The organism is Herbiconiux sp. A18JL235, assembly GCF_040939305.1.
GTDB lineage: Bacteria > Actinomycetota > Actinomycetes > Actinomycetales > Microbacteriaceae > Herbiconiux.
Genome location: NZ_CP162511.1, coordinates 1,922,596 through 1,944,528 on the forward strand (window position 1 = coordinate 1,922,596; position 21,933 = coordinate 1,944,528).

A 21,933-nucleotide genomic window follows, 5' to 3' on the forward strand; every position below is an offset into this window, starting at 1 on the left:
CTACGCTGGGTGTCGTCCCTGCGAAGTGAGGAATGCTCTTGAGTGCTTTCGACCCGTCCGGCGCGCCGACCGGCGGCGCCGCCTCGCCGTCCGGGGTGCAGTCACCCGCCGTGGCCGCGGCCGCACTGCAGTCGCCTGCGCCTCGAGCGCCCGCCGGCGCTCTGCCCGCCGCACCCATGATGCCCGTCGCGACCAGGCCTCGCGGGGCGTCGACCTCGTCGCTCGTGTTCGGCATCGTCGGGCTGCTCGTGCTCGGCTTCGTCTTCCTCGCCGTCATCGGCTACCTGGTGCTCGGCCTCGGGCCGGTCGCGTTCGTCATCTGCGCCGTCGTCGCGCTGGTGCCGCTCGCCGTCGTCATCACGGCCATCACCCTCATCGACCGCTGGGAGCCCGAACCGCGGCCCGCGCTGTGGTTCGCGTTCCTCTGGGGCGCCGCGGCATCCGTCGCCATCGCGCTCATCGCCGACTTCAGCATCCAGCTCATCGTGTACGCCGCGAGCGACGGTCTCAACACGACGAGCGAGCTATGGGGGTCGGTCATCCAGGCGCCGGTGGTGGAGGAGGGGGCCAAGGCGGCGGGAATCCTCATCCTGCTGCTGTTCTTCCGCAAGCAGTTCGACGGCCCGGTCGACGGGCTCGTCTACGGCGCCACCATCGCCGCAGGGTTCGCGTTCACCGAGAACATCCTCTACTTCGGGCAGTCGCTCATCGAGTCGGGCGGCGTCGGGCTCGGCTTCACCTTCGTGCTGCGGGGCATCATGTCGCCGTTCGCCCACGTCATGTTCACCGCGTGCACCGGTGTCGCGCTCGGGTTCGCGGTGCGGCGCCGCGCCTGGCTCGCCGGCGTCGGCATCTTCCTGCTCGGCCTGCTGCTCGCGATCGGGCTGCACGCGCTGTGGAACGGCTCGACCTACCTCGTGGAGGGGCTCGGCGGCTTCTTCCTGCTCTACCTCGTCGTGCAGGTGCCGCTGTTCGCCCTCGCCGTGGTGTTCGTCGTGCTGCTGCGGCGGGCCGAGACGAGACTCACCAGGGCGAGGTTGCAGGAGTACGCCGCCGCCGGCTGGTTCAGCGACGCCGAGGTCGACATGCTCTCGACGGGCACCGGGCGCCGGCAGGCGAAGGCCTGGGCACGCACCCTGCCGCCCGGGGGGTCTGCGGCGATGAAGTCGTTCATGAAGCACGCCACCCGGCTCGCCTTCGTGCGGCAGCGGATGCTCGTCGGCCGTTCCGCGATCGGCCCGCGGCATGACGAGGCGCAGCTGCTCGACGAGCTGCTCGCCGACCGGGCGGCGCTCGGAACCGTGCTGCAGGCGCGCGGGGTGTGACGTCGTGACCCCGTGACCGTGTGACTTGCCCGGCGGGCGGGCCTTTTGACCTGTCCCTCCGGGTGGGCTTGGATGGAGTCATGACAGATTCCACCGGTTCCAAGCCCGAGATCGAATTCCCCGAAGGCCCCGCCCCCACCACGCTCGAGATCGTCGACATCGTCGAGGGCACCGGCGCCGAAGCCGTTCCCGGCGGCACCGTCGAGGTGCACTACCTCGGCGTCGAGTACGAGACCGGCGAAGAGTTCGACTCCTCCTGGAACCGTGGCGAGACCATCAGCTTCCCCCTGAACGGCCTCATCGCCGGCTGGCAGGAGGGCATCCCCGGCATGAAGGCCGGCGGCCGCCGCAAGCTCACCATCCCCCCGCACCTCGCCTACGGCCCCGCCGGCTCCGGCCACTTCCTCGCGGGCAAGACGCTGATCTTCGTGATCGACCTGATCTCTGTGCCGTGATGTTGCCGTCGGGGCCGTGCTGCGCGCGGCTCCGACGGGTCGCGCCGCCGCTGCTGCGGCGCGACGCGGCGTGTGAAGGGGTGGTCGCTGGCGCGGCCACCCCTTCACCTTGGGTCGTCGACAACGGCCCGTTGCGTCGCCCCTCGTGGCTCCCGCCCGAGCACTCTGCGCGACCAACATGGGTGGCCGCTGGCGCGGCCACCCTTCACCTCGCCGCCTTGGGTCGTCGATAACGGCCTTTTGGCCTCGGGCCTCGGGCCTCGCTCGGGGTTCGTGCTCGTGACAGGTGCGCGTTGGTCGCGCAAACTGTCCCCATTTCGCGAGATGCGAGCAATTTGCGCGACCAATGTGGGCTGGCTCAGTCTCGTGCGGCGGGGTGGGGTGGGGCGGTTTGCGCGACCAGCGTGGGGGGTGGTTGGCACAGCTAGACTTATCTGCCGGGAAATTCGAGTTCCGGGGTGACGAGAGGTGCGGGCGTGGCGGATTCCGAACTCGCGGGGGAGCGGGACTACGTGGCCGGGCTGTACGCACGGCTCGACGGGCTGCGGGCTGAGGCGGAGCGGGAGCTCGCCTCGGTGCGGCGCGAGAGCGTGGGCGGCAACCACCAGTCGCGCTCCGAGCGGGATGCGTTCGCGCGCGTGTACGAAGACCGCATCCGTCAGCTGCGCGACGTGGGGGAGCGCCTCGCCTTCGGCCGCCTCGAGCTCGCCGATCCGGGTGACGGCGACAGCGGCACCGGTTCGCGTGACGCGCGCGCCGACGGCGCGAGCGACGCCGACCGCGACACCCGCGCCGACGGCGCCGATGGCGTCGATGGCGCTGCGGGATCGCGGCTGCGCTACATCGGGCGTATAGGGCTCCGCGACGAGAACCTCGAGCCGCTGCTGCTCGACTGGCGCGCGCCGCAGGCGGCAGCGTTCTACCAGGCCACCGCGGCCACGCCCCTCGGTGCCCGTGCCCGCCGTCACCTCACCACTCGCGGCCGCGAGGTGGTGCACATCGAGGACGAGGTCTTCGACACCGCTCTCCTCGACGAGGAGGGAACCCGCCTCCAGGGCGAGGGGGCCCTGCTCGCCGCGCTCTCCGCGCAGCGCACCGGCCGCATGCACGACATCGTGTCGACGATCCAGGCCGAGCAGGACCGCATCATCCGTTCCGAGCTCTCAGGGGTTCTCGTGGTGCAGGGCGGCCCCGGCACCGGCAAGACCGCCGTGGCCCTCCACCGCGCCGCCTACCTGCTCTACACGCACCGCGAACGCCTCGGCTCGAGCGGTGTGCTCGTCGTGGGCCCGAGCCGCGCCTTCCTGCAGTACATCAACGCGGTGCTGCCGAGCCTCGGCGAGACCGGTGTGGTGCTGGCGAGCCTGGGGCAGCTCTACCCGGGGGTGGAGGCGGTCGCCGACGACGAGCCCGCCGTCGCCGCGCTGAAGGGGTCGTCGGAGATGGCGGCGCTCATCCGTCGTGCCGTGCGCTCCCGTCAGCGCGTGCCCGCCGAACCGCAGACGCTCGAGGTGAACGGGGAGCGCATCGAGCTGCTGCCGCAGGCCATCGCCGATGCCATCGCGAAGGCGCGCGAGTCGGGCAAGCCCTACAACGAGGCACGCGTGTCGTTCGTGAAGACCATGCTCGGCCAGCTCACCAAGCAGCTCGCCGAGCAGCTGCGCCGCCGCGGGGGCACGGTCGACGACGCCGACCTCGCGTACCTCCGCGAAGACATCCGCACCGCCTACGACGTGCGCGTCGCGCTCAACACCGCGTGGATCCCGCTCACCCCCGAGAAGCTCCTCGAAGACCTCTATGCCAGGCCGCAGTGGCTCACCTCGCTCACCGGCCACTGGTCGAAGGCCAAGCGCGAGCTGCTGCGCCGGGAGCGGGGCTCGGCGTTCACCGTCTCCGACGTGCCGCTGCTCGACGAGGCTGCCGAACTGCTCGGCGAGTACGACGAGGGCGACAGTGCCCGCAAGCGTGCCGAGAAGGCCCAGCACAAGCGCGACCTCGAGAACGCGAAGAACGCGATCCGCAACATGGACGTCGCGGGCCTGGTCTCGGCCGAGACGGTCGTGGCGGGCTTCGCCGAGAGCGCGGCGAGCCTCACCACGGCCGAGCGGGCCGCCTCCGACCGCACCTGGACCTACGGGCACATCGTCGTCGACGAGGCTCAGGAGCTCTCACCCATGCAGTGGCGGCTGCTGCTGCGCCGCGCCCCGCTGCGCTCCTTCACCATCGTCGGCGACATCGCCCAGGCGAGTTCGGCGGCCTCGGCCACGAGCTGGAGCTCGACCCTCGACCCGCTGCTCGGCGATTCTTGGCGTCTCGAGGAGCTCACGGTGAACTACCGCACTCCCGCGCAGATCGTCGACGCCGCCGAGCGCGTGGCGGTGGCCGGCGGCCTCGAGGTGACGCACTCACGCTCGGTGCGCACCACCGACTGGCCGGTCGAGGCGCTCTCGTCGACGACGGACGCGGAACTCGGCTCGCTCGTCGAGCGCATCGCCGCCGAGATGGTCGGCGGGGGCGGCACCACGGCCGTGATCGCCGCCGACTCTGCGGTCTCGGCGACAGCCGACGCGCTGACCGAGGCGTTCGGTGATCGGGTCGGTGTCGGCGCAGCGGGGCTCTCGCGCCCCGTCGCCGTCATCAACCCCGCGGAGGCGAAGGGGCTCGAGTTCGACAACGTGGTGCTGGTCTCCCCGGCCGCCGTCGTCGACCAGAACGCGCGGGGCGCATCCGCTCTCTACGTCGCGATGACCAGGCCGACGCAGCGGCTCGTGCTCGTGCTCGCATCGGGGGAGACGCCGCCCGCCGGGCTCTGAGATGCGGGCCCGCTCGCGCGCCGGTGCCCTGGCCTCACGGCAGTGGGTTCAGGGCGTCGTAGGCGCGGAAGGTGTGCACGAGGCGCAGGATGAGCGCCGCCGCCACGACGATCACGATCCCGCCGAGAAGGGGAGGGAACCAGAGCGCCGCGAACACCGACAGCAGCCCGACGTACATGTCGCCGATGCGGGGCCCGCCCGTCACGACGACGGTGAACACACCCTGGAGCCGCCCGCGCATGTTGTCGGGCACCGCGGTCTGCAGCATCGTCGACCGGAAGATGGCGCTCACCTCGTCGGAGGCCCCCGACGCGGCGAGTGCCAGCGAGGCGAGCACGAGCGCCGTGACGTTCACCTCCGAGAAGTCGTCGTTCGCGGGTGCCCCGGCGAGTGTGGTGACGAGCAGCACCAACCCGAACAGCGCGATGCTCACGCCGTACGACTGCACGGCGCGCGCGATGGCCCTGCCCTGCCAGCGCACCCCGCCGAGCCGGCCGGAGAAGACGCTCGCCAGCATCGTTCCGATCGCCGAGGCGGCGGTGAGGATGCCGACGGTGATGGGGCCGCCGCCGATGACGAGCACGCCGATGGCGGGGAACAGCACGCGCGGCTGCCCGAAGGTCATCGCCGCGATGTCGATGAGGAAGGAGGCGCGGATGTTCGGCGCGCGCTTCAGGAAGGCGAACCCGTGCTTCAGCGAGTCGAGACCCGGGCGATGGATGTCGCCCTCGGGCAGGATGCGCGGGAGGCCGAGGATGCCGACGAACGCCGCGACGAAGAGGATGACGTCGATCGTGTAGGTCCAGCCGTAGCCGACCGTGGCCACCAGCACGCCCGCGAGGGCCGGGCCCAGCGTGACCATCACGCCGATGGTGATGCCGTTGAGGGCCGCGGCCGCAGGCAGGAGCTCGCGCGGCAGGATGCGTGGGTAGATCGCCGCACGCGTCGTCTGGATGACTGTCGCCGCCACGGCGTTCACCGTCGCCAGCGCGTAGAGGGCGGCGACACTGTCGGCGCCCGTCCAGGCGAGGGTGGCGAGCAGTGCCGTCGAACCCCACGCGACGATCGCGGCGAGGAGGGCGACCCTCCGGCGGTCGAAGGCGTCGGCGAGCATCCCGCCGTAGAGACCGGCGATGATCATGGGCAGCAGGGCGAACAGCGCGACCCCGGAGACCGCGAGGGTCGACTCGGTGAGGCGGTAGATGTCGAGTCCGACGGCCACGATTGTCATCTGGCTGCCGATGCCCGAGATCGCCTGGCCCGCCCACAACCGCGCGAACGCGGGGCTGGCCCGCAGCGGAGTGAGATCGGCGAACGGATTGCGTCGCGCGGCCGGCTCCGACTGCGGGTCGCTCACGCGATGCTGTTCTGCGCGGCGGCGGCCGCGTTCTTCTCCACGAGGTCGGAGTGGTGGATCGCCGCCACGTCGGGGTGGGCGCGCAGCCGGCTCTTGAACGCGTTCTCGCCGTAGGTGGTGAAGATCGGGTTGCCGGGGTCGACGGTGATGCCGCGCGCCTCGGCAGCGAGCTCCTCGGGGAGGGTGAGCACGGGGATCGTCGAGTCGAGCGCCGGGGCGTAGAAGAACGGGATCGAGATGCGGTCGGTGCCGATGCGCGGCGAGATGACGCGGTGCACCGTCGCCTTGAGGTAGCCGTCGGTCGCGACCTCGAGCAGCTCGCCGATGTTCACGACGAAGGCGCCGTCGATCGGGGGAGCGTCGATCCACTCACCGTCCTTCTCCACCTGCAGGCCGCCCTTGCCGGGCTCGACGAGGAGGAGGGTGAGTACGCCGCTGTCCTTGTGCGCGCCGACGCCCTGCTTGGGCTCCGGGTCGCTCTTGCCGGGGTAGCGCACGATCTTGATGAGGGTGGAGGGGCGCTCGGCGAAGGCCTCGTCGAAGACGTCCTCGGATGCGCCGAGCGAGACGGCCCAGGCGCGCAGCAGGGTGAGGGCGACGCGGCTGAGCTCGTCGTACCACTCGGAGACCGTCGTCTGGAGCTCGGGGAGCGCATCCGGCCACTGGTTCGGGCCTTCGAGCCGCATGAAGTCGGGCGCGTCGGGGTCGGTGACCGGCTCGCGCTCGGTGCCGATGTCGATCTGCTCGCGCCAATCGACCTTGCCCTGGGTGAGCTCGCCGCCGACGCGGGTGTAGCCGCGGAAGTGCGGGCTCCTGATGTTCTCGATCGCCATCTTGTCGGCCTCGGGAAGGTCGAAGAAGCGGCGCGAGACGGCCATCACGTCGTCGATCAGCTGCTGGGGCACGCCGTGCCCGGTGAGGTAGAAGAAGCCGTAGTCGTGGGTGGCCTCGCGCAGGTCGACCCGGAAGGCCTCCGCCTCGGCGTCGCCCTGCGAGAGGCGGCTGAGGTCGAGAACCGGCAGGGTGGCCGAGTCGAGGGTGCTGGTGCTGGGGATGTCGAGTGTCATTTTCCGTCCGTTCCGCGAACTACTAACGCATGTCAACTATGGTGTGTTCCCGGTTCGCCGTCGAACTGGAGCACCGAATGTTACGACGGCGTTTCTGCTAAGCTCTTCAGGTTGCCGTGTGAACGGCCGCGGATAAAGAGAGCCACAGCATCCGGCTGACTGGCACCGCGCAACGAGAGAAAGGGGATCCCATCTATGGCACTCGAAGCAGACGTCAAGAAGGCGATCATCGACGAGTACGCTACCCACCCCGGTGACACCGGATCCCCTGAGGTGCAGGTCGCCATCCTGACCAAGCGCATCAAGGACCTCACGGAGCACCTGAAGGAGCACAAGCACGACCACCACTCGCGTCGTGGCCTCCTCATCCTCGTGGGTCAGCGTCGTCGCCTCCTCGGCTACCTCCAGGACATCGACATCGAGCGCTACCGCTCGCTGATCGAGCGTCTCGGCCTCCGCCGCTAAGCGACCGGGTCGTCTCAGACGTCACAGAAGGCCGTCACCCTCCGGGGTGGCGGCCTTTCTGCATTCCTGCTCGAGGTCGGGAATAGATTCGCCGACGGGGTGTTGAGAAGGATGTTCATGCAAACGCATTGAAAGCCGCGACAGGCGGCAGAGTGACTTGAGAGGTCGACATGCAGTTCGGAATCTTCACCGTCGGAGACGTCACGACCGACCCGACGAACGACACCACCCCCACCGAGCACGAGCGCATCAAGGCGATCCTCACCATCGCGCAGAAGGCCGAGGAGGTCGGCCTCGACGTCTTCGCGCTCGGCGAGCACCACAACGAGCCCTTCGTGCCCTCGAGCCCCACGACGATGCTCGGCTACGTCGCGGCGAAGACCGAGAACATCCTGCTCTCGACCAGCACGACGCTCATCACGACGAACGACCCCGTGAAGATCGCCGAAGACTACGCGATGCTCCAGCACATCGCCGACGGCCGCGTCGACATGATGATGGGTCGCGGCAACACCGGACCGGTCTACCCCTGGTTCGGCAAGGACATCCGCCAGGGCATCCCGCTCGCCATCGAGAACTACGCGCTGTTGCACCGCCTCTGGACGGAGCACACCGTCGACTGGGAGGGCCAGTTCCGCACCCCGCTCCAGGGCTTCACGAGCACCCCGCGCCCCCTCGACGGCGTCGCTCCTTTCGTCTGGCACGGCAGCATCCGCAGCCCTGAGATCGCCGAGCAGGCCGCCTATTACGGCGACGGCTTCTTCGCGAACCACATCTTCTGGCCGAAGGAGCACTTCCAGCGCCTCATCGCCTTCTACCGTCAGCGCTTCGAGCACTACGGTCACGGTCAGGCCGACCAGGCCTACGTGGGCCTCGGCGGCCAGGTCTTCATGACGAAGAACTCGCAGGATGCGGTGAACCGGTTCCGCCCCTACTTCGACAACGCGCCGGTGTACGGACACGGCCCCAGCCTCGAGGACTTCACCGAGCAGACCCCGCTCACCGTCGGCAGTCCGCAGCAGGTGATCGACCGCACACTCACCTTCCGCGAGACCTTCGGCGACTACCAGCGCCAGCTGTTCCTCATGGACCACGCCGGCCTTCCGCTGAAGACGGTGCTCGAGCAGCTCGACATGCTGGGCGAGCTCGTGGTGCCCGTGCTCCGCAAGGAGTTCGACGCCAAGCGACCCGCGCACGTGCCCGACGGCCCGACCCACCAGTCGCAGATCGAGCGGATGCGCGCCCGCGAGGCCGCGAAGCAGGCTCAGGACGACGAGACCCAGTCGGCAGTCGCCGCCGAGGCCGCACGGGTGGGTGCCTGATGCCCGGCTACGAGACCACGGCGCCGAAGCGCCTCGTGGAACTCTCGGCCGGGCTCAGCCAGCCGTCGTCGACGAGGCTGCTCGCCGACCGGTTGGCCGAGGCCACGGTCTCCGACCTCGCCGGGCGCGGGGTGGACGTGGAGCTGACCGTGATCGAGCTGCGCGACCTCGCGCAGGACATCACGAACAACCTGCTCACCGGGTTCCCGAGCGCCAAGCTCCAGGCCGCCCTCGACGCGGTGGCCGGCGCCGACGGGCTCATCGCGGTGAGCCCCGTGTTCACCGCGAGCTACTCGGGCCTCTTCAAGTCGTTCTTCGACGTGATCGACAACACCGCGCTCACCGGCCTGCCGGTGCTCATCGCCGCCACCGGCGGCACACCCCGCCACTCGCTGGTGCTCGACCACGCCATGCGGCCGCTGTTCGGCTACCTCAGGGCGCCCGTGCTGCCGACGAGCGTGTTCGCGGCGGCGGAGGACTGGGGCAGCGGCGCGGCCGACGACGGGTTCCCCACGCTGCCCGACCGCATCCACCGCGCGGCGGGCGAGCTCGCCACGTCGGTCGCGGCGTCGACCCGTTCGGGCGAGATCAAGGACCCGTTCGCCCTCGACGCGGGCTTCAGCCCGGTCGGCGGGTTCGGCGCGCAGTAGCGCAAGGCGCTGGACGGTAGCAGAACTCCGGCGGCCCGTCGAGGCCGTCGGAGTTCTCCGTGGCGCGGCTCCGCTGTCGGGCGATCGTGCTTACATGGGGCTATGGCCGTGTACCTCCGCAGCATCGGAACGGCGCTGCCCGGCGCCGCCCTCCCGCAGGGGCGCGCCCGCGACCTCTTCGCCGCCCAGCCCGGCCTCTCGCGGCTCGGCCGCCGTCTCGTCACCGCCTCCTTCGACGCCTCGGCCATCGACACCCGGTACACCGTGGTCGACGAGCTGACCGAGGGCTCCGCTGTGCCAGGCTCGACCGACGGGCCCGACGTTCACGAACCCGTCTTCGTCGGCGCAGACGGGGTCTTCCTCGCTCCCTCCACGCGCATCCGCAACGAGCGCTACATCGAGCGGGCGCCTCAGCTCGCCCTCGACGCAGCGCGCGAGGCTCTCGCCGGGGTGCCGGGAGTCGCCGCCGCCGACGTCACCCATGTCGTCACCGTCTCCTGCACGGGCTTCTTCGCCCCGGGTCCCGACTACGTGCTCGTGCGCGAACTCGGGCTGAGGCCGACCACCCAACGCCTTCACGTCGGTTTCATGGGCTGCTACGGGGTGTTCCCCGCCCTGCGTGCGGCGAAGGCGTTCTGCGAGGCCGATCCGGATGCCGTGGTTCTGGTGGTCAGCGTCGAGCTCTGCACCCTCCACATGCGCTCCTCGAACGAGAGCGACCAGATCGTCGCGTCGTCGGTCTTCGGCGACGGTGCCGCAGCCGCCGTGGTCACCTCCGGCGACCGTGGCGGAGACGGGGGCGGCCTCGCCCTACGGCTCGACGAGTTCACCACCACCCTCACGCCGACGGGCGAGGAGGCGATGGCCTGGACCATCGGCGACGAGGGCTTCGAGATGGTGCTGAGCAGCTACGTGCCGAAGATCATCGACGAGCACATCGAGGGTGCTCTCGCCCCGCTGCTCGGCGCCGCCGGAGGTACCCCGCGGTCGATGGCCGGTCACTGGGCGGTGCACCCCGGCGGGCGCAGCGTGCTCGACCGCGTGCAGGGTGCGCTGCAGCTGGGGGAGGCGGAGATGGATCCCTCGCGGCAGACGCTGCGCACGGTCGGCAACCTCTCCAGCGCGACCGTGCTCTTCGTGCTCCGCCGCATCCTCGAATCGGGGAGCGCCGCGGCGGGCGAGCGCGTCTGCGCGATGGCGTTCGGGCCAGGGCTCACCGTCGAGGCGGGTCTGTTCACCATCGCCGGGCGGTCGGAGGAGGTTCGCTGATGCCCGTCCTGCCCGACCTCCGCAAGCGGGCGGTCACCGCGCGGGAGCTGATGGACGACCCCGACTGCGACCCGCAGCTGCTCGCCCGCACCTTCGAGCAGTTCCAAGGGGTCAACCGTCTCGTGGCCGGCTGGAAGGGGACGTATCGTGAGCGCATCCGGCCCCTGTTGTCGGCGACGACCCCGTCGACGCTCATCGACGTGGGCTGCGGTGGCGGCGACATCGCGCGCGACCTCGCGCGCTGGGCCAGGCGAGACGGTCTGCTGCTCGAGGTGACCGGCATCGACCCCGACCCGAGGGCGATCGCCGCGGCGACGCGGGCGCCGAACCCCGACGGGGTGACCTTCCTCACCCTCGACAGCAGTGCGCTCGTCGACCGCGCGTTCCGGTTCGATTTCGTCATCTCGAACCACGTGCTGCACCACCTGAGCCCCCAGCAGCTCACCGACCTCCTCATCGACTGCGAGCTGCTGTGCCGAGGGCTGTCGATCCACAGCGACATCCGGCGCAGCAGGCTCGCCTACCTGGAGTACTGGGCGGCGACCCTCGTGCTCTTCCGCGGGTCGTTCGTGCGGCAGGACGGTCTCACCTCCATCAGGCGCAGCTACACCACCCCCGAGCTGAGGGTCGCCGCCCGGCGGGAGTGGAACGTGGAGTCGCAGGCTCCGTTCCGCAATCTCCTCACCTACGCCGCGAGTGCTGCAGCGCGCGAGACGGAACCGTCTGGCACGGCAGACTAGGGGCATGCAGGAGAACAGACGCTTCAAGCCGTTCTGGCGCTGGGAGGTCTTCCTCTTCGCGATGGTGCTGGTCTCGGCCATGGCCGCCAACGTGGTCACCCGCGCCGACTGGCCGGTGTTGACGCCGGTGCTCACCGTGCTGCTGCTCGCCCTCGCGGTGGCCTTCGCCGCAGCGCTCGTGGTGCCGCTGCTTCGCGGTTCCGGCCGCGACAGCGAGAACACCCTTCGTACCCTCGGCTCGCTCGAGCCCGTGCCTCTCAGCGAGATCGCCGCGGCCGCGGGCGACGACACGCCGGTGCACCGCATGGAGCTCGAGGGCTCCGAGCGCCGGCAGACCTCCATCGACGCCGCCCAGGCGACCTCGCGCACGCTCCGTGCGGTGCTGACTCCGGATGCGAGCCGCTGGCTGGGAAGGGAATTGCGGGTCGCCGTCGACCTGGTGGGCGACGACGGGCGGGTGTACCGAGCGGGTTTCGTGCCGCGGCACGTGGATGCGCGGTTGAACCGGCTCGTGCATCCGCTGGCCGCCGAGGGCCGGGTCGCCGAGGTCCCGGTGCGGCTCATCGGCACCGCGCGGCCGTTCACCGTGGAGATCACAGCGTGAATCGGCGCGAGCCATCCTCGGTTCCGTGGGCCGGGGCTGCTAGAATGGTGAAGTTGAGAGCAGGCCGGCAGGAAGCTGGTCCTCGGTGGTTGGTTTCCGAACCCTCGTTCGGAGATTGTCTACTGGTGGCCAGCACACGCCCCTCGACACGTTCAGGGAACGTCTGAAATCCCTGCTATTCCGCCTGCTCCCACGCGAGGAGTCGCGCGCCCACACGGGGCCGCGACGCTAAACAAAGGAGAAAGACCTCTTGGAAGGTCCTGAGATCAAATTCGCCGAAGCCGTTCTCGACAACGGCAAGTACGGCACCCGCACGGTCCGGTTCGAGACCGGCCGTCTCGCGCAGCAGGCTCAGGGAGCCGTCGCCGCGTACCTCGACGAGGAGACCATGCTGCTCTCCGCGACGAGCGTGTCGAAGCACCCCAAAGACAACTTCGACTTCTTCCCGCTGACCATCGACGTCGAAGAGCGTTCCTACGCCGCCGGCAAGATCCCCGGCTCGTTCTTCCGTCGTGAGGGCCGTCCCTCGACCGAGGCGATCCTGGTCTGCCGTCTCATCGACCGCCCGCTGCGCCCGTCGTTCGTCAACGGCCTCCGCAACGAGGTGCAGGTCGTCATCACCGTGCTGTCGATCGCACCCGACGAGTTCTACGACTCGCTCGCCATCAACGCCGCCTCGGCGTCGTCGCAGATCTCCGGCATCCCGTTCTCGGGCCCCATCGGTGGTGTGCGCCTCGCGCTCATGCCGGGCTTCGGCACCGAGCCCGACCAGTGGATCGCGTTCCCGAAGGCCTCGCAGCTCGAGGAGGCCGTGTTCGACCTCGTCGTCGCCGGTCGTGTCGTCACCGCGGCCGACGGCTCGCAGGACGTCGCCATCATGATGGTGGAGGCCGAGGCCACCGAGGGTTCCTGGAACCTCATCAAGGCCGGCGCCACGAAACCCAACGAGGCCGTCGTCGCCGAGGGCCTCGAGGCCGCGAAGCCGTTCATCAAGCAGCTCGTCGAGGCGCAGGCCTCGATGGCGCAGCAGGCGAACAAGGCCGTGCTCGACTACCCGGTCTTCCCGCCGTACACCCAGGCCGCCTACGACGCCGTGGCCGAGCTCTCCTACGACGAGCTCGTCGGCATCTACCAGATCGCCGACAAGATCGAGCGCCAGAACGCCGACGACGCCCTCAAGGATCGCGTCAAGGCCGCCATCGCGGCCCGGGTCGAGGAGGGTTCGCTCGACGCCTCCGTGCTCGGCCAGGTCTCGGCCGCCTACAAGTCCGTCACCAAGGTGGTCGTGCGCGGTCGCATCCTCAAGGAGGGTGTGCGCATCGACGGTCGTGGCCTCGCCGACATCCGTCCGCTCGACGCCGAGGTCGCGGTCATCCCGCGCGTTCACGGTTCGGCCATCTTCCAGCGCGGCGAGACCCAGATCCTGGGCGTCACCACGCTGAACATGCTGAAGATGGAGCAGCAGATCGACTCGCTGAGCCCGATCACGAAGAAGCGCTACCTGCACCACTACAACTTCCCGCCCTACTCGACCGGTGAGACCGGCCGCGTGGGTTCGCCGAAGCGTCGCGAGATCGGGCACGGCTTCCTGGCCGAGCGCGCGCTCGTGCCGGTGCTGCCCTCGCGCGAGGAGTTCCCCTACGCCATCCGTCAGGTGTCGGAGGCCCTCGGCTCCAACGGTTCGACGTCGATGGGATCGGTGTGCGCCAGCACCCTGTCGCTGCTGAACGCCGGTGTGCCGCTGCGCGCACCCGTCGCCGGCATCGCGATGGGCCTCGTCTCCGACGAGGTCGACGGTGAGACCCGCTACGCGGCGCTCACCGACATCCTGGGTGCTGAGGATGCGCTCGGCGACATGGACTTCAAGGTCGCCGGTACCTCGGAGTTCATCACCGCGATCCAGCTCGACACGAAGCTCGACGGCATCCCCACCTCGGTGCTCGACGGTGCGCTGAAGCAGGCCAAGGCCGCCCGCGAGGCGATCCTCAACGTGCTGAACGCGGCGATCGACCAGCCCGACGAGATGGCCCCCACGGCACCTCGCGTCATCTCGGTGCAGATCCCCGTCGACAAGATCGGCGAGCTGATCGGCCCGAAGGGCAAGACGATCAACGCCATCCAGGACGAGACCGGCGCCGACATCTCGATCGAAGACGACGGCACCGTGTACATCGGCGCCGTCGACGGCCCGTCGGCCGAGGCCGCTCGCGCCCAGGTCAACGCCATCGCGAACCCGCAGAACCCCGAGGTGGGCGAGCAGTTCCTCGGCACCGTCGTGAAGCTCGCGACCTTCGGTGCCTTCGTCTCGCTCCTCCCGGGCAAAGACGGACTGCTGCACATCTCCGAGGTGCGCAAGCTCGCCGGCGGCAAGCGTGTGGAGAACGTCGAAGACGTGCTCGGCGTCGGCCAGAAGATCCTGGTCGAGATCACCAAGATCGACGACCGCGGAAAGCTGTCGCTCGCCCCGGTGCTCGCCGAGGCCGACCCGGCCGACACCGAGGGTTCCTCCGCGCACAGCGAGGGCCCCGAGGCGCCCGCCGAGGGCTGAGAGCCCCGCAGGCACGATGACCGATGCCCGTCCCACTCCGGTGGGGCGGGCATCCGTCGTCTGGCGCTCCGGATTGCCGCGTCGATCGCGCACAGTGCTCCCAAGATCGTGTTGAGAGCGCTTTGCGCCACTAAACTGAGTAGATGTCGCCTACGCTCACCCCACACGAGGTTCGATGTCGCGTCGCGGCCCGATTCGCCAACTGGCCGACGCGCACCACGGGTATCGGGCGACATGAGCGTGAAACCGCCCTCAGAGCTGCCTACCGGGTCGCCTACGCCTGCGACGCCCAGTTCGTGGTGCATGTGGAGTCGCCCCGCGCCGGGATGTGGGCGTGCGGGATCGCACCGCTTCTCTACGGCGATGCGCTGGGACTCGACCGTCCGCCCGCCGACTCTCGGGCCGAGGATGCTGTGCCTCACCGGTTCGTCGAAGACCTCCGCGGACAGGTCGGCTCGTCGATTGCCGGCCGACCCCGTCGGGCGCTCGCCCTCGACCGGGAGGTGCCGCCGGAGGCGCGGCTGTGGGCCGACATCCTGCGACGCGCTCGCGACGTGCACGGCGCCGATGTCGTCGACGAGTGCTGGGGTGCCTGCGAGCCCCCTGAGCTCGCCGACCTCCGGCGTTCCATCATCGATGCCCTCGACGATGCGTCGCCACCGGCATGGTACTTCTACCGAGACCTGTACTCGATCGACTTCGCGCTCGACGCCCGATTCGCCGAGGTGATGACCGAGCTCGGAGCCCGCGAATTCGAGGCATGGCGGCCCTTCATCGAGGCCGCTCGGCTGATCGACCACTGTTGGATGCGCTCCGGGTACCTCGTCATCTGCGACCCACCCATCAGGGTGGACGCCGGGCCCGACGGGCTCGCACTCGGGTGGAGCGACGGTTGGAGTGTGATGGCAGCGGGTACGCCACGGGCGTAACGCACAGGTGGGGGACGGGATGCGCCGGATAGGGTTGAGGTGATGAACGGCGCCGTACTTCTCCCTCTCGACCTGTCCGAGCTCACCATCGGCGATGTCGCCGAAGGGGTCGTACGTCTCACGATCCTGCCGAGCGGGGTGCGCATCCTCACCGAGCACATCCCGGGCGCACGCAGTGCCACCATCGGCTACTGGGTGGCCGCGGGCTCGCGCGACGAGACCGGCGCCGAGGGCGCTTCGCCGTCGCACTTCGGGTCGACCCACTTCCTCGAGCACCTTCTGTTCAAGGGCACCCCGAGCCGCTCGGCGCTCGACATCGCGATCGCCTTCGACTCGGTCGGCGGCGAGCACAACGCGGTGACCAGCAAGGAATACACCTGCTACTACGCGAAGGTGCGCGACGCCGACCTGCCCATGGCGGTCGAGGTCATCGCCGACATGCTCACCTCCTCGCTCCTCGACAGCGACGAGTTCGAGACCGAGCGTGGGGTCATCCTCGAAGAGCTCGCGATGGCCGAAGACGACCCGGGCGACGTCGTGGGGGAGCGGCTGTTCGAGGCGGTGCTGGGCGCGCATCCGCTCGGCCGGCCCGTCGGCGGAACCCCGGACACCATCCGAGCGGCGACCCGCGACGCCGTCTGGGAGCACTATCGCGCCCAGTACCGGGCCAATGACCTCGTGGTGGCTGCCGCCGGAGCCGTCGACCACGACGTGCTCGTGGCCCAGGTCACCACCGCCCTCGTCGCGGCCGGCTGGAACCTCGGCCTCGCCGCCGCGCCCCGCCCCCGCCGTTCGTCGACTGCCGCCCCGCTCGTGGGCGCCTCCCCGCTGCGCGTCGTCGGCAAGCCCACCGAGCAGGTGAGCCTGATGCTCGGTCTGCCCGGCATCGTCGCCACCGACGAGCGCCGCACCACCATGGCCGTGCTCAACTCGGTGCTCGGCGGCGGCATGTCGTCGCGGCTGTTCCAGGAGGTGCGTGAGAAGCGCGGCCTCGCCTACTCCGTCTACTCCTTCGCCCCCAGCTACTCCGACGCGGGCGTGTTCGCCATGTTCGCCGGATGCACGCCCGGCCGCGAAGGCGATGTCAGCGAACTCATGCTCGCCGAGCTCGGCCGCCTCGCCTCCGACGGCATCACCGCCGACGAGCTCGACCGGGCACACGGCCAGCTCTCCGGCTCTGCAGCTCTCGCGCTCGAAGACAGCGACACCCGCATGTCGCGGCTCGGTCGCTCGGAGCTCACGCTGGGTGAGTTCGTCGACCTCGACGAGAGCGTGCGGCGGCTCATGGCCGTCACGGCCGACGACGTGCAGCAACTCGCCCGCGAACTCGCCGCCGGCCCCCTCAGCGTCGCGGCGGTGGGCCCCATCGACGACTACGCCTTCCGTCAGGTGGCGCCGGTCTGATGGCTCACACCCTGTACCTCGTCCGCCACGGCGAGCAGCTCGACGCCGAGCACGGCGTCGACGACGGCCCGCTGTCTCCGCGCGGCCAGAGGCAGGCGCGGGCCCTCGCCGACCGGCTCGGCGGGGTGCCGTTCGACGCCGTCTGGCACTCTCCCCTGCAGCGCGCCGAAGAGACGGCGACGATCATGGCCGAGCATCTCCCGGCGCTCGACCCGCAACCCTCCGCGTTGCTCTTCGACTGCGTGCCCACCGGCTACTCGCCACAGATGCCGCACAGCTTCGAGCCCTTCTTCAACTCCGTCACCGACGACCAGACCGAGGCCGGCCGGGCGCAGATGGCCGACGCGACCGCCGAGTTCCTCACCCCGGGGCGCGGAACCACCCACGAGCTGCTCATCACCCACAACTTCGTCATCGCCTGGTTCGTCCGCGAAGCGATGGACGCGCCCGACTGGCGCTGGGTCGGCCTCAACCAGGCCCACTGCGGCCTCACCATCATCAGGTCGAAGTCGGGGCGCATGCCCGAACTCGTCGCCTACAACGACCTCGGACACCTGCCTGTGGAGTTGCGGACGGGCGTGAACGAGCCGCAGCCCTACTAGGCCAGGGGCTTGCGGTACCAGCGGGTGGCGTTGGGGTTGGTGTTGTAGGGGGTGGTGGGCAGGTAGCCCAGGCGGGAGTACAGCCGGGCCGCCGCTTCGAGGGTGTGGTGGGTGTCGAGAACGAGTTCGGTGGCGCCCAGCTCGAGCGCCCGCCGCTCCAGTTCGAGCAGCAGCTCGGTCGCCCAGCCGTGGGAACGGGCTGCCGGGTCGATCCAGACGTGCTTGACCTCGTAGCGCACAGTCTCCGCCTCGGTCGAGGGCAGCATCCGGATGCCGCCGCACCCTACGGCGACTCCTGCATCGTCCTCCACGACCAGGAAGACCCCGGCCGGGGGTTCGAAGGCTGCGGGGTCGGGATGGGCGACGGAGTAGCCGCCTGCCGTGGGGAACGCCGCGGCGCGGTACGCGAAGTAGTCGTCGAGGAGGGCGCGTTCGGCCGGGGCCGAGACGTCGCCGGTGCGGATGCGCATGAATCCACAGTACAAACCCCCACGAGGTGGGCGCTCGGCCGGGCGCAGGCTCGTGCCGGGTAGATTGAAGGCATGACAACGAAGGTGGCGGTCGTCGGCGCGACGGGCAAGTTGGGACGGGTCGTCACGGCCATCGTCGAGGCGTCGGAGGAGTACGAGCTGGCCGCGGCCCTCGACTCCCGCAGCGAGCTCGAGGAGATGCTCGCAGGCGACGTCGTGGTCGACGTCACCGTGCCCGGGGTGAGCCAGGGCGTCGTGGAGTTCGCCGTCGCCCACGGGCGCAACGTGCTCATCGGCACCTCCGGCTGGTCGAACGAGCGCATCACCGCGCTCCGCCGCACCCTCGGCGACGAGCCGCAGTCGGGGGTCGTGGTCATCCCGAACTTCTCCCTCGGCTCGGTGCTGGCCACCTCGTTCGCCGCCCTCGCCGCGCGGTTCTTCGACTCGATCGAGGTGATCGAGGCGCACTCCGCCTCGAAGGTCGACTCACCGTCGGGCACCGCTGTGCGCACGGCGGAGCTGATGCAGGCCGCGCGCGCCGCGCAGGGGCCGGTCGCGGCGCCGCACAGCGACCAGCGGGCTCGCGGCCAGCAGGTGGCGAGCATCCCGGTGCACAGCCTGCGGCTGAACGGCATCGTGGCCAAACAGGACGTGGTGTTCGGTGGCACCGGCGAGGTGCTCACCATCAGCCATGAGACGATCTCGTCGACCGCCTACGAGTCGGGGATCCGGGTGGCGCTGGCCGCCGCCGTCACGGCGCGGGGTGTCGTCGTGGGGCTCGACCAGGTGCTCGACCTCGACGCGGCGAGCAGCCGTGGTGCGAAGGCGGGTGCCGGTGACGGCACGAGTGCCTCCGGCGCACCGGGCGCCGACGCCGACACCCCGGACGCGGCCCCCGAGAACGTCTCGGGACAGGCCGCCTCGGCCACGAGCGTGACCCCGTGAGAGGTCGCGCCGCCGCCATCCTGATGGCGGTGCTGCTCGCGGTCTACCTGGTGCTGGTGGGCCAGCGCGCCGTGATGTTCGTGATGACCGGCGAGCCGATCGGCATCGCCATCGGCGTCTTCCTCATCGTGCTGCCGATCGTGGGCGCTTGGGCGCTCGTGCGCGAGCTCATGTTCGGGGTGCGCACCCAGCAGCTGGTGGAGCGGCTCGAACGCGAAGACGAGCTGCCCGTCGACGACCTGCCGAAGCGCCCGAGCGGGAGGCCCGAGCGCGCCGCGGCCGACGCGGAGTTCGAGCAGTACCGCCTCGACGTGGAGGCCGACGAGACGAGCTGGCGGGCGTGGTTCCGGCTCGGACTCGCCTATGACGCGTCGGGCGACCGCCGCAGGGCCCGCGCGGCATTGCGCACCGCGATCGCACTCGAGCGCGACGAGCGCAAGGGCAGGCCCGCCTCCGCCTGAGGCACGCCGGCTGCGGGCGTGTCCGCGTTCCGAATCTCTACAGCCGCGCGAGCGCCTCGTCGATCGTCTGCTCGCGGAACACGAACCCCGAGGCGACGAGCTTCTGCGCCGACACGTTCTGGTTCGACAGCAGCAGGTCGCGCCCCGCGTCGGCGAGCACCGCCTTGATCGCCCACGCGGGAGCCGGCAGCCAGTACGGGCGGTGCATGCTCTCGGCGAGCTTGCGGGCGATCTCGCCCGCCGACACCGGGTGCGGACCGACCAGGTCGACGGGGCCGGCGACCTCGGTGCCGAAGAGCAGGTGACGGATGGCGGCAGCCTCGTCGTGCAGGCTGATCCAGGGCCAGATCTGCGAGCCGTCGCCGAGGGGGCCCGCGAGACCGAACTTGGCGAGCAGAGAAAGGGGCTTCAGCGCCCCGCCGCCGTTGCCCACCACGATGCCGGTGCGCGCCGTCACGAGCCGGGTGCGCGCCCGGGCCGGTTCGGCCGCACGCTCCCACGCCGCGGCGACCTTCGCGAGGAACCCGGTGCCCATCGGCGAGGACTCGGTGAGGAGCTCGCCCGGGCGGTCGCCGTAGAAGCCGACCGCCGAACCGCTGACGAACACCTCGGGCGGGTTCTCCGAGCGGAGGATGGCCTCGGTGAGGGTGGTGGTCGCGGCGATGCGCGACTGCAGGATCTCCTTCTTGTACTGGAAGGTCCACGGCAGGCGGGAGATCGAGGCGCCGGAGAGGTTCACCACGGCGTCGGCGTCGTCGAGGTGCACGGTCTTGATCCAGCGCGCCTCCGGGTCCCAGGTGCGCTCCAGCGCGGTGCGGGCGGGGCGTCGCACGAGGCGCAGCACCGTGTGTCCGGCGGCCTCCAGCTGGGCGGTGAGCTCGGTGCCGATGAACCCGGAGGCCCCGGCGATCAGGACGGTCTTGGAGGCGCTCATCGGGTCGTCTCCTCAGTGCGCCGCTTCGCGCATCCGTCGGTCGTCATCTCGTCACGCACGGTCGGCGGGTGCGTCATGCCAGGCTCGCCTCCAGGGTGATGGGCACACCGGCCAGGGCTCGCGACACGGGGCAGCCGGCTTTGGCCTCTTCGGCGATGCGCTGGAAGTCGGCCTCGTCGATGCCCGGCACGACGGCGCTCACGAGGAGGTGGCTGCCCGTGATGCCCTCGGCGGGGTCGAAGGTGACGGCGGCCGTGGTCTGCAGCGACTCGGGCACGGTGCCGAACTCGGCGAGGGCGTGCGAGAACGCCATCGAGAAGCAGGAGGCATGCGCGGCGCCGAGCAGCTCTTCGGGGGTCGTGGTGCTTGCCGCTCCCGCGGAACGGGCCTTCCAGTTCACCGAGAACGCCCCGGCACCGGAGCTGTCGAGGGTGGTGGTGCCGGCGCCGGAGAGGAGGTCTCCGTGCCAGACCGTCGTCGCTTCACTCGTGATGGCCATGGGCAACCTCCCTCTCGGTAGCTCCCAGACTATGCGCTCCGTCGTGCGCAGACACCGGATGCGCTGGTCGCCACGCGGGGCACCGAGCTGCAGCTCAGACGCGCACGGGCTTCAGGCGCACGAGGAGGAGGTAGATCTGGCACCCGAGGCAGTAGCCGAACACGGCGTTGAGGAACGCGGCGACGAAGGCGAGCGAGGCCGCCGCGAGAAGGGCCCACGGCACTCCGATCAGGGCGAGCAGCAGGCCTGCCGCGGTGACGACGAACCCCACGAGCTGCGCGAAGGTCGGTGGCCGGGGGTCTTCGAGCTCGGTGGGAGGGGCGAGTCGGGGGCGCACCAGCTCGCGGAACAGCACACCGAAGGGGTGCCGGCGCACGCCCGCCGTGGCTCCCCAGAGGAAGAGCAGTGCCAGCGCCGCGAGCAGGGCGAAGGCGGGGTTGCCGATGCGGACCTCGAGCGGAGTCTCCGGCCCGGTGGGGAAGGCGAAGGCGAGGCCTACCACGACGAGCAGGAGCACGGCGGTGATGCCGGCGGCGAAGCGGGGTGCGCGGGGGTCGATCATCGAAGCTCCTGGAGGGTCTTCTCGACGACGGCGCGGCGGGCGGCACCGCCGATGCGGGTGCGTACGACGCCGTGGCGGTCGAGCACGAGCGTGGTGGGGGTCTGCAGGATGGCGAACCGTCGCACCAGGTCGGCGCGGTTCGTGACGTCGACGTCGAGGTACGCGACATCCGTCGTCGCCGCCGAGATCTCGCGCAGCACGCGCCGCGTCGACGGGCACGAGGCGCAGTGGTCGGTGGAGAACTGCACCAGGGTCGCCCGGTCTCCGAAGCCGCCCGCCGCGAACAGGGCCGGCTCGAGCGCCTGGCGGTTCGCGCCCGTGCCGGTCACGCGCCGCGGGGTGGGCGTGGCGCGTCCTTGACGGGCGCGCCAGAGCACGCCGAGCACGGTCGACAGCGCCACCAGGGCGACGATGAAGGCGAGGGGTGCTGTCCAGCTCATGATGAGGGAAGAGTAGGGCGCTGCAGCCCGGGCCGGGGCGAGTGTGACGATTGTGACGCGTCGTAGTGGTAA

The 21,933-nt window shown here is 70.4% G+C and carries 22 protein-coding genes; 15 read left to right on the top strand and 7 right to left on the bottom strand.

The window, feature by feature from the left end:
- Nucleotides 1-32 precede the first annotated feature (32 nt).
- The 3 genes from ABFY20_RS08930 (at nucleotide 33) to ABFY20_RS08940 (ending at nucleotide 4,593) form a co-directional block, all read left to right on the top strand.
- Nucleotides 33-1,325 carry a PrsW family intramembrane metalloprotease gene (locus ABFY20_RS08930; RefSeq protein WP_368499587.1) on the top strand — a complete coding sequence of 431 codons (1,293 nt, stop codon included), beginning with the start codon at nucleotides 33-35 and terminating at the stop codon, nucleotides 1,323-1,325.
- Between the two features lie 80 nt (nucleotides 1,326-1,405).
- Complete coding sequence (locus tag ABFY20_RS08935; protein WP_171704999.1) at nucleotides 1,406-1,780, top strand: FKBP-type peptidyl-prolyl cis-trans isomerase; 375 nt, start codon at nucleotides 1,406-1,408, stop codon at nucleotides 1,778-1,780.
- A gap of 476 nt (nucleotides 1,781-2,256) precedes the next feature.
- The gene (locus ABFY20_RS08940; RefSeq protein ID WP_368499588.1) at nucleotides 2,257-4,593 is read left to right on the top strand and encodes a UvrD-helicase domain-containing protein; all 2,337 of its coding nucleotides are present in this window, start codon (nucleotides 2,257-2,259) and stop codon (nucleotides 4,591-4,593) included.
- Between the two features lie 34 nt (nucleotides 4,594-4,627).
- Here the strand turns inward: ABFY20_RS08940 and ABFY20_RS08945 are convergent, their stop codons facing one another.
- The gene (locus tag ABFY20_RS08945; RefSeq protein ID WP_368499589.1) at nucleotides 4,628-5,950 is read right to left on the bottom strand and encodes an MFS transporter; all 1,323 of its coding nucleotides are present in this window, start codon (nucleotides 5,948-5,950) and stop codon (nucleotides 4,628-4,630) included.
- Nucleotides 5,947-7,017 carry an isopenicillin N synthase family dioxygenase gene (locus tag ABFY20_RS08950; protein ID WP_368499590.1) on the bottom strand — a complete coding sequence of 357 codons (1,071 nt, stop codon included), beginning with the start codon at nucleotides 7,015-7,017 and terminating at the stop codon, nucleotides 5,947-5,949. Before ABFY20_RS08950 ends, ABFY20_RS08945 begins: the two co-directional genes overlap by 4 nt.
- Nucleotides 7,018-7,212: 195 nt before the next feature.
- Here ABFY20_RS08950 and rpsO point away from each other — a divergent pair, with 195 nt between their 5' ends.
- The 10 genes from rpsO (at nucleotide 7,213) to ABFY20_RS09000 (ending at nucleotide 17,550) form a co-directional block, all read left to right on the top strand.
- Nucleotides 7,213-7,482, top strand: coding sequence for a 30S ribosomal protein S15 (gene rpsO, locus ABFY20_RS08955; protein ID WP_171704996.1), 270 nt, complete (start codon nucleotides 7,213-7,215; stop codon nucleotides 7,480-7,482).
- 170 nt (nucleotides 7,483-7,652) lie between these two features.
- Nucleotides 7,653-8,804, top strand: coding sequence for an LLM class flavin-dependent oxidoreductase (locus ABFY20_RS08960; protein WP_368499591.1), 1,152 nt, complete (start codon nucleotides 7,653-7,655; stop codon nucleotides 8,802-8,804).
- Nucleotides 8,804-9,454: an FMN reductase gene (locus ABFY20_RS08965; RefSeq protein WP_368499592.1), complete on the top strand. Its 651-nt coding sequence runs from the start codon at nucleotides 8,804-8,806 to the stop codon at nucleotides 9,452-9,454. Before ABFY20_RS08960 ends, ABFY20_RS08965 begins: the two co-directional genes overlap by 1 nt.
- Before the next feature lie 102 nt (nucleotides 9,455-9,556).
- Nucleotides 9,557-10,723 (top strand): type III polyketide synthase, encoded by a 1,167-nt coding sequence (locus ABFY20_RS08970; protein ID WP_368499593.1) that lies wholly within the window; start codon nucleotides 9,557-9,559, stop codon nucleotides 10,721-10,723.
- Nucleotides 10,723-11,463 carry a class I SAM-dependent methyltransferase gene (locus tag ABFY20_RS08975; protein WP_368499594.1) on the top strand — a complete coding sequence of 247 codons (741 nt, stop codon included), beginning with the start codon at nucleotides 10,723-10,725 and terminating at the stop codon, nucleotides 11,461-11,463. The genes ABFY20_RS08970 and ABFY20_RS08975 overlap by 1 nt, the downstream gene beginning before the upstream one ends.
- Before the next feature lie 4 nt (nucleotides 11,464-11,467).
- Entirely contained in the window at nucleotides 11,468-12,067 is a 600-nt protein-coding gene (locus ABFY20_RS08980) for a hypothetical protein (protein ID WP_368499595.1), read from the top strand.
- A gap of 250 nt (nucleotides 12,068-12,317) precedes the next feature.
- The gene (locus ABFY20_RS08985) at nucleotides 12,318-14,615 is read left to right on the top strand and encodes a polyribonucleotide nucleotidyltransferase (protein WP_368499596.1); all 2,298 of its coding nucleotides are present in this window, start codon (nucleotides 12,318-12,320) and stop codon (nucleotides 14,613-14,615) included.
- Between the two features lie 143 nt (nucleotides 14,616-14,758).
- Nucleotides 14,759-15,544, top strand: a complete 786-nt coding sequence (locus ABFY20_RS08990) for a hypothetical protein (RefSeq protein WP_368499598.1) — start codon at nucleotides 14,759-14,761, stop codon at nucleotides 15,542-15,544.
- 42 nt (nucleotides 15,545-15,586) lie between these two features.
- Nucleotides 15,587-16,948: a M16 family metallopeptidase gene (locus tag ABFY20_RS08995; RefSeq protein WP_368499599.1), complete on the top strand. Its 1,362-nt coding sequence runs from the start codon at nucleotides 15,587-15,589 to the stop codon at nucleotides 16,946-16,948.
- A complete protein-coding gene (locus tag ABFY20_RS09000; RefSeq protein WP_368499600.1) occupies nucleotides 16,948-17,550 on the top strand; it encodes a histidine phosphatase family protein in 603 nt (200 codons plus the stop codon). Before ABFY20_RS08995 ends, ABFY20_RS09000 begins: the two co-directional genes overlap by 1 nt.
- Here ABFY20_RS09000 and ABFY20_RS09005 read toward each other — a convergent pair.
- Nucleotides 17,547-18,020: a GNAT family N-acetyltransferase gene (locus ABFY20_RS09005; protein WP_368499601.1), complete on the bottom strand. Its 474-nt coding sequence runs from the start codon at nucleotides 18,018-18,020 to the stop codon at nucleotides 17,547-17,549. The two genes, ABFY20_RS09000 and ABFY20_RS09005, sit on opposite strands and share 4 nt — an antisense overlap.
- 72 nt (nucleotides 18,021-18,092) lie before the next feature.
- Between ABFY20_RS09005 and dapB the strand changes: the two genes are divergently transcribed.
- Complete coding sequence (gene dapB / locus ABFY20_RS09010; RefSeq protein WP_368499602.1) at nucleotides 18,093-18,965, top strand: 4-hydroxy-tetrahydrodipicolinate reductase; 873 nt, start codon at nucleotides 18,093-18,095, stop codon at nucleotides 18,963-18,965.
- A 23-nt stretch (nucleotides 18,966-18,988) separates the two neighbouring features.
- Nucleotides 18,989-19,426 (top strand): hypothetical protein, encoded by a 438-nt coding sequence (locus ABFY20_RS09015; protein ID WP_368499757.1) that lies wholly within the window; start codon nucleotides 18,989-18,991, stop codon nucleotides 19,424-19,426.
- 37 nt (nucleotides 19,427-19,463) lie between these two features.
- Here ABFY20_RS09015 and ABFY20_RS09020 read toward each other — a convergent pair whose 3' ends face one another.
- The 4 genes from ABFY20_RS09020 to ABFY20_RS09035 all read right to left on the bottom strand — a co-directional run bounded on the left by ABFY20_RS09020 (nucleotide 19,464) and on the right by ABFY20_RS09035 (nucleotide 21,861).
- The gene (locus ABFY20_RS09020) at nucleotides 19,464-20,360 is read right to left on the bottom strand and encodes a TIGR01777 family oxidoreductase (protein ID WP_368499603.1); all 897 of its coding nucleotides are present in this window, start codon (nucleotides 20,358-20,360) and stop codon (nucleotides 19,464-19,466) included.
- Nucleotides 20,361-20,433: 73 nt separating this feature from the next.
- On the bottom strand, nucleotides 20,434-20,859 hold the full coding sequence (locus tag ABFY20_RS09025) for an OsmC family peroxiredoxin (RefSeq protein WP_368499604.1): 426 nt from the start codon (nucleotides 20,857-20,859) through the stop codon (nucleotides 20,434-20,436).
- 94 nt (nucleotides 20,860-20,953) lie between these two features.
- Nucleotides 20,954-21,421, bottom strand: a complete 468-nt coding sequence (locus ABFY20_RS09030; protein ID WP_368499605.1) for a DUF4395 domain-containing protein — start codon at nucleotides 21,419-21,421, stop codon at nucleotides 20,954-20,956.
- Entirely contained in the window at nucleotides 21,418-21,861 is a 444-nt protein-coding gene (locus tag ABFY20_RS09035) for a TlpA family protein disulfide reductase (RefSeq protein ID WP_368499606.1), read from the bottom strand. The genes ABFY20_RS09030 and ABFY20_RS09035 overlap by 4 nt, the downstream gene beginning before the upstream one ends.
- Nucleotides 21,862-21,933 lie beyond the last annotated feature (72 nt).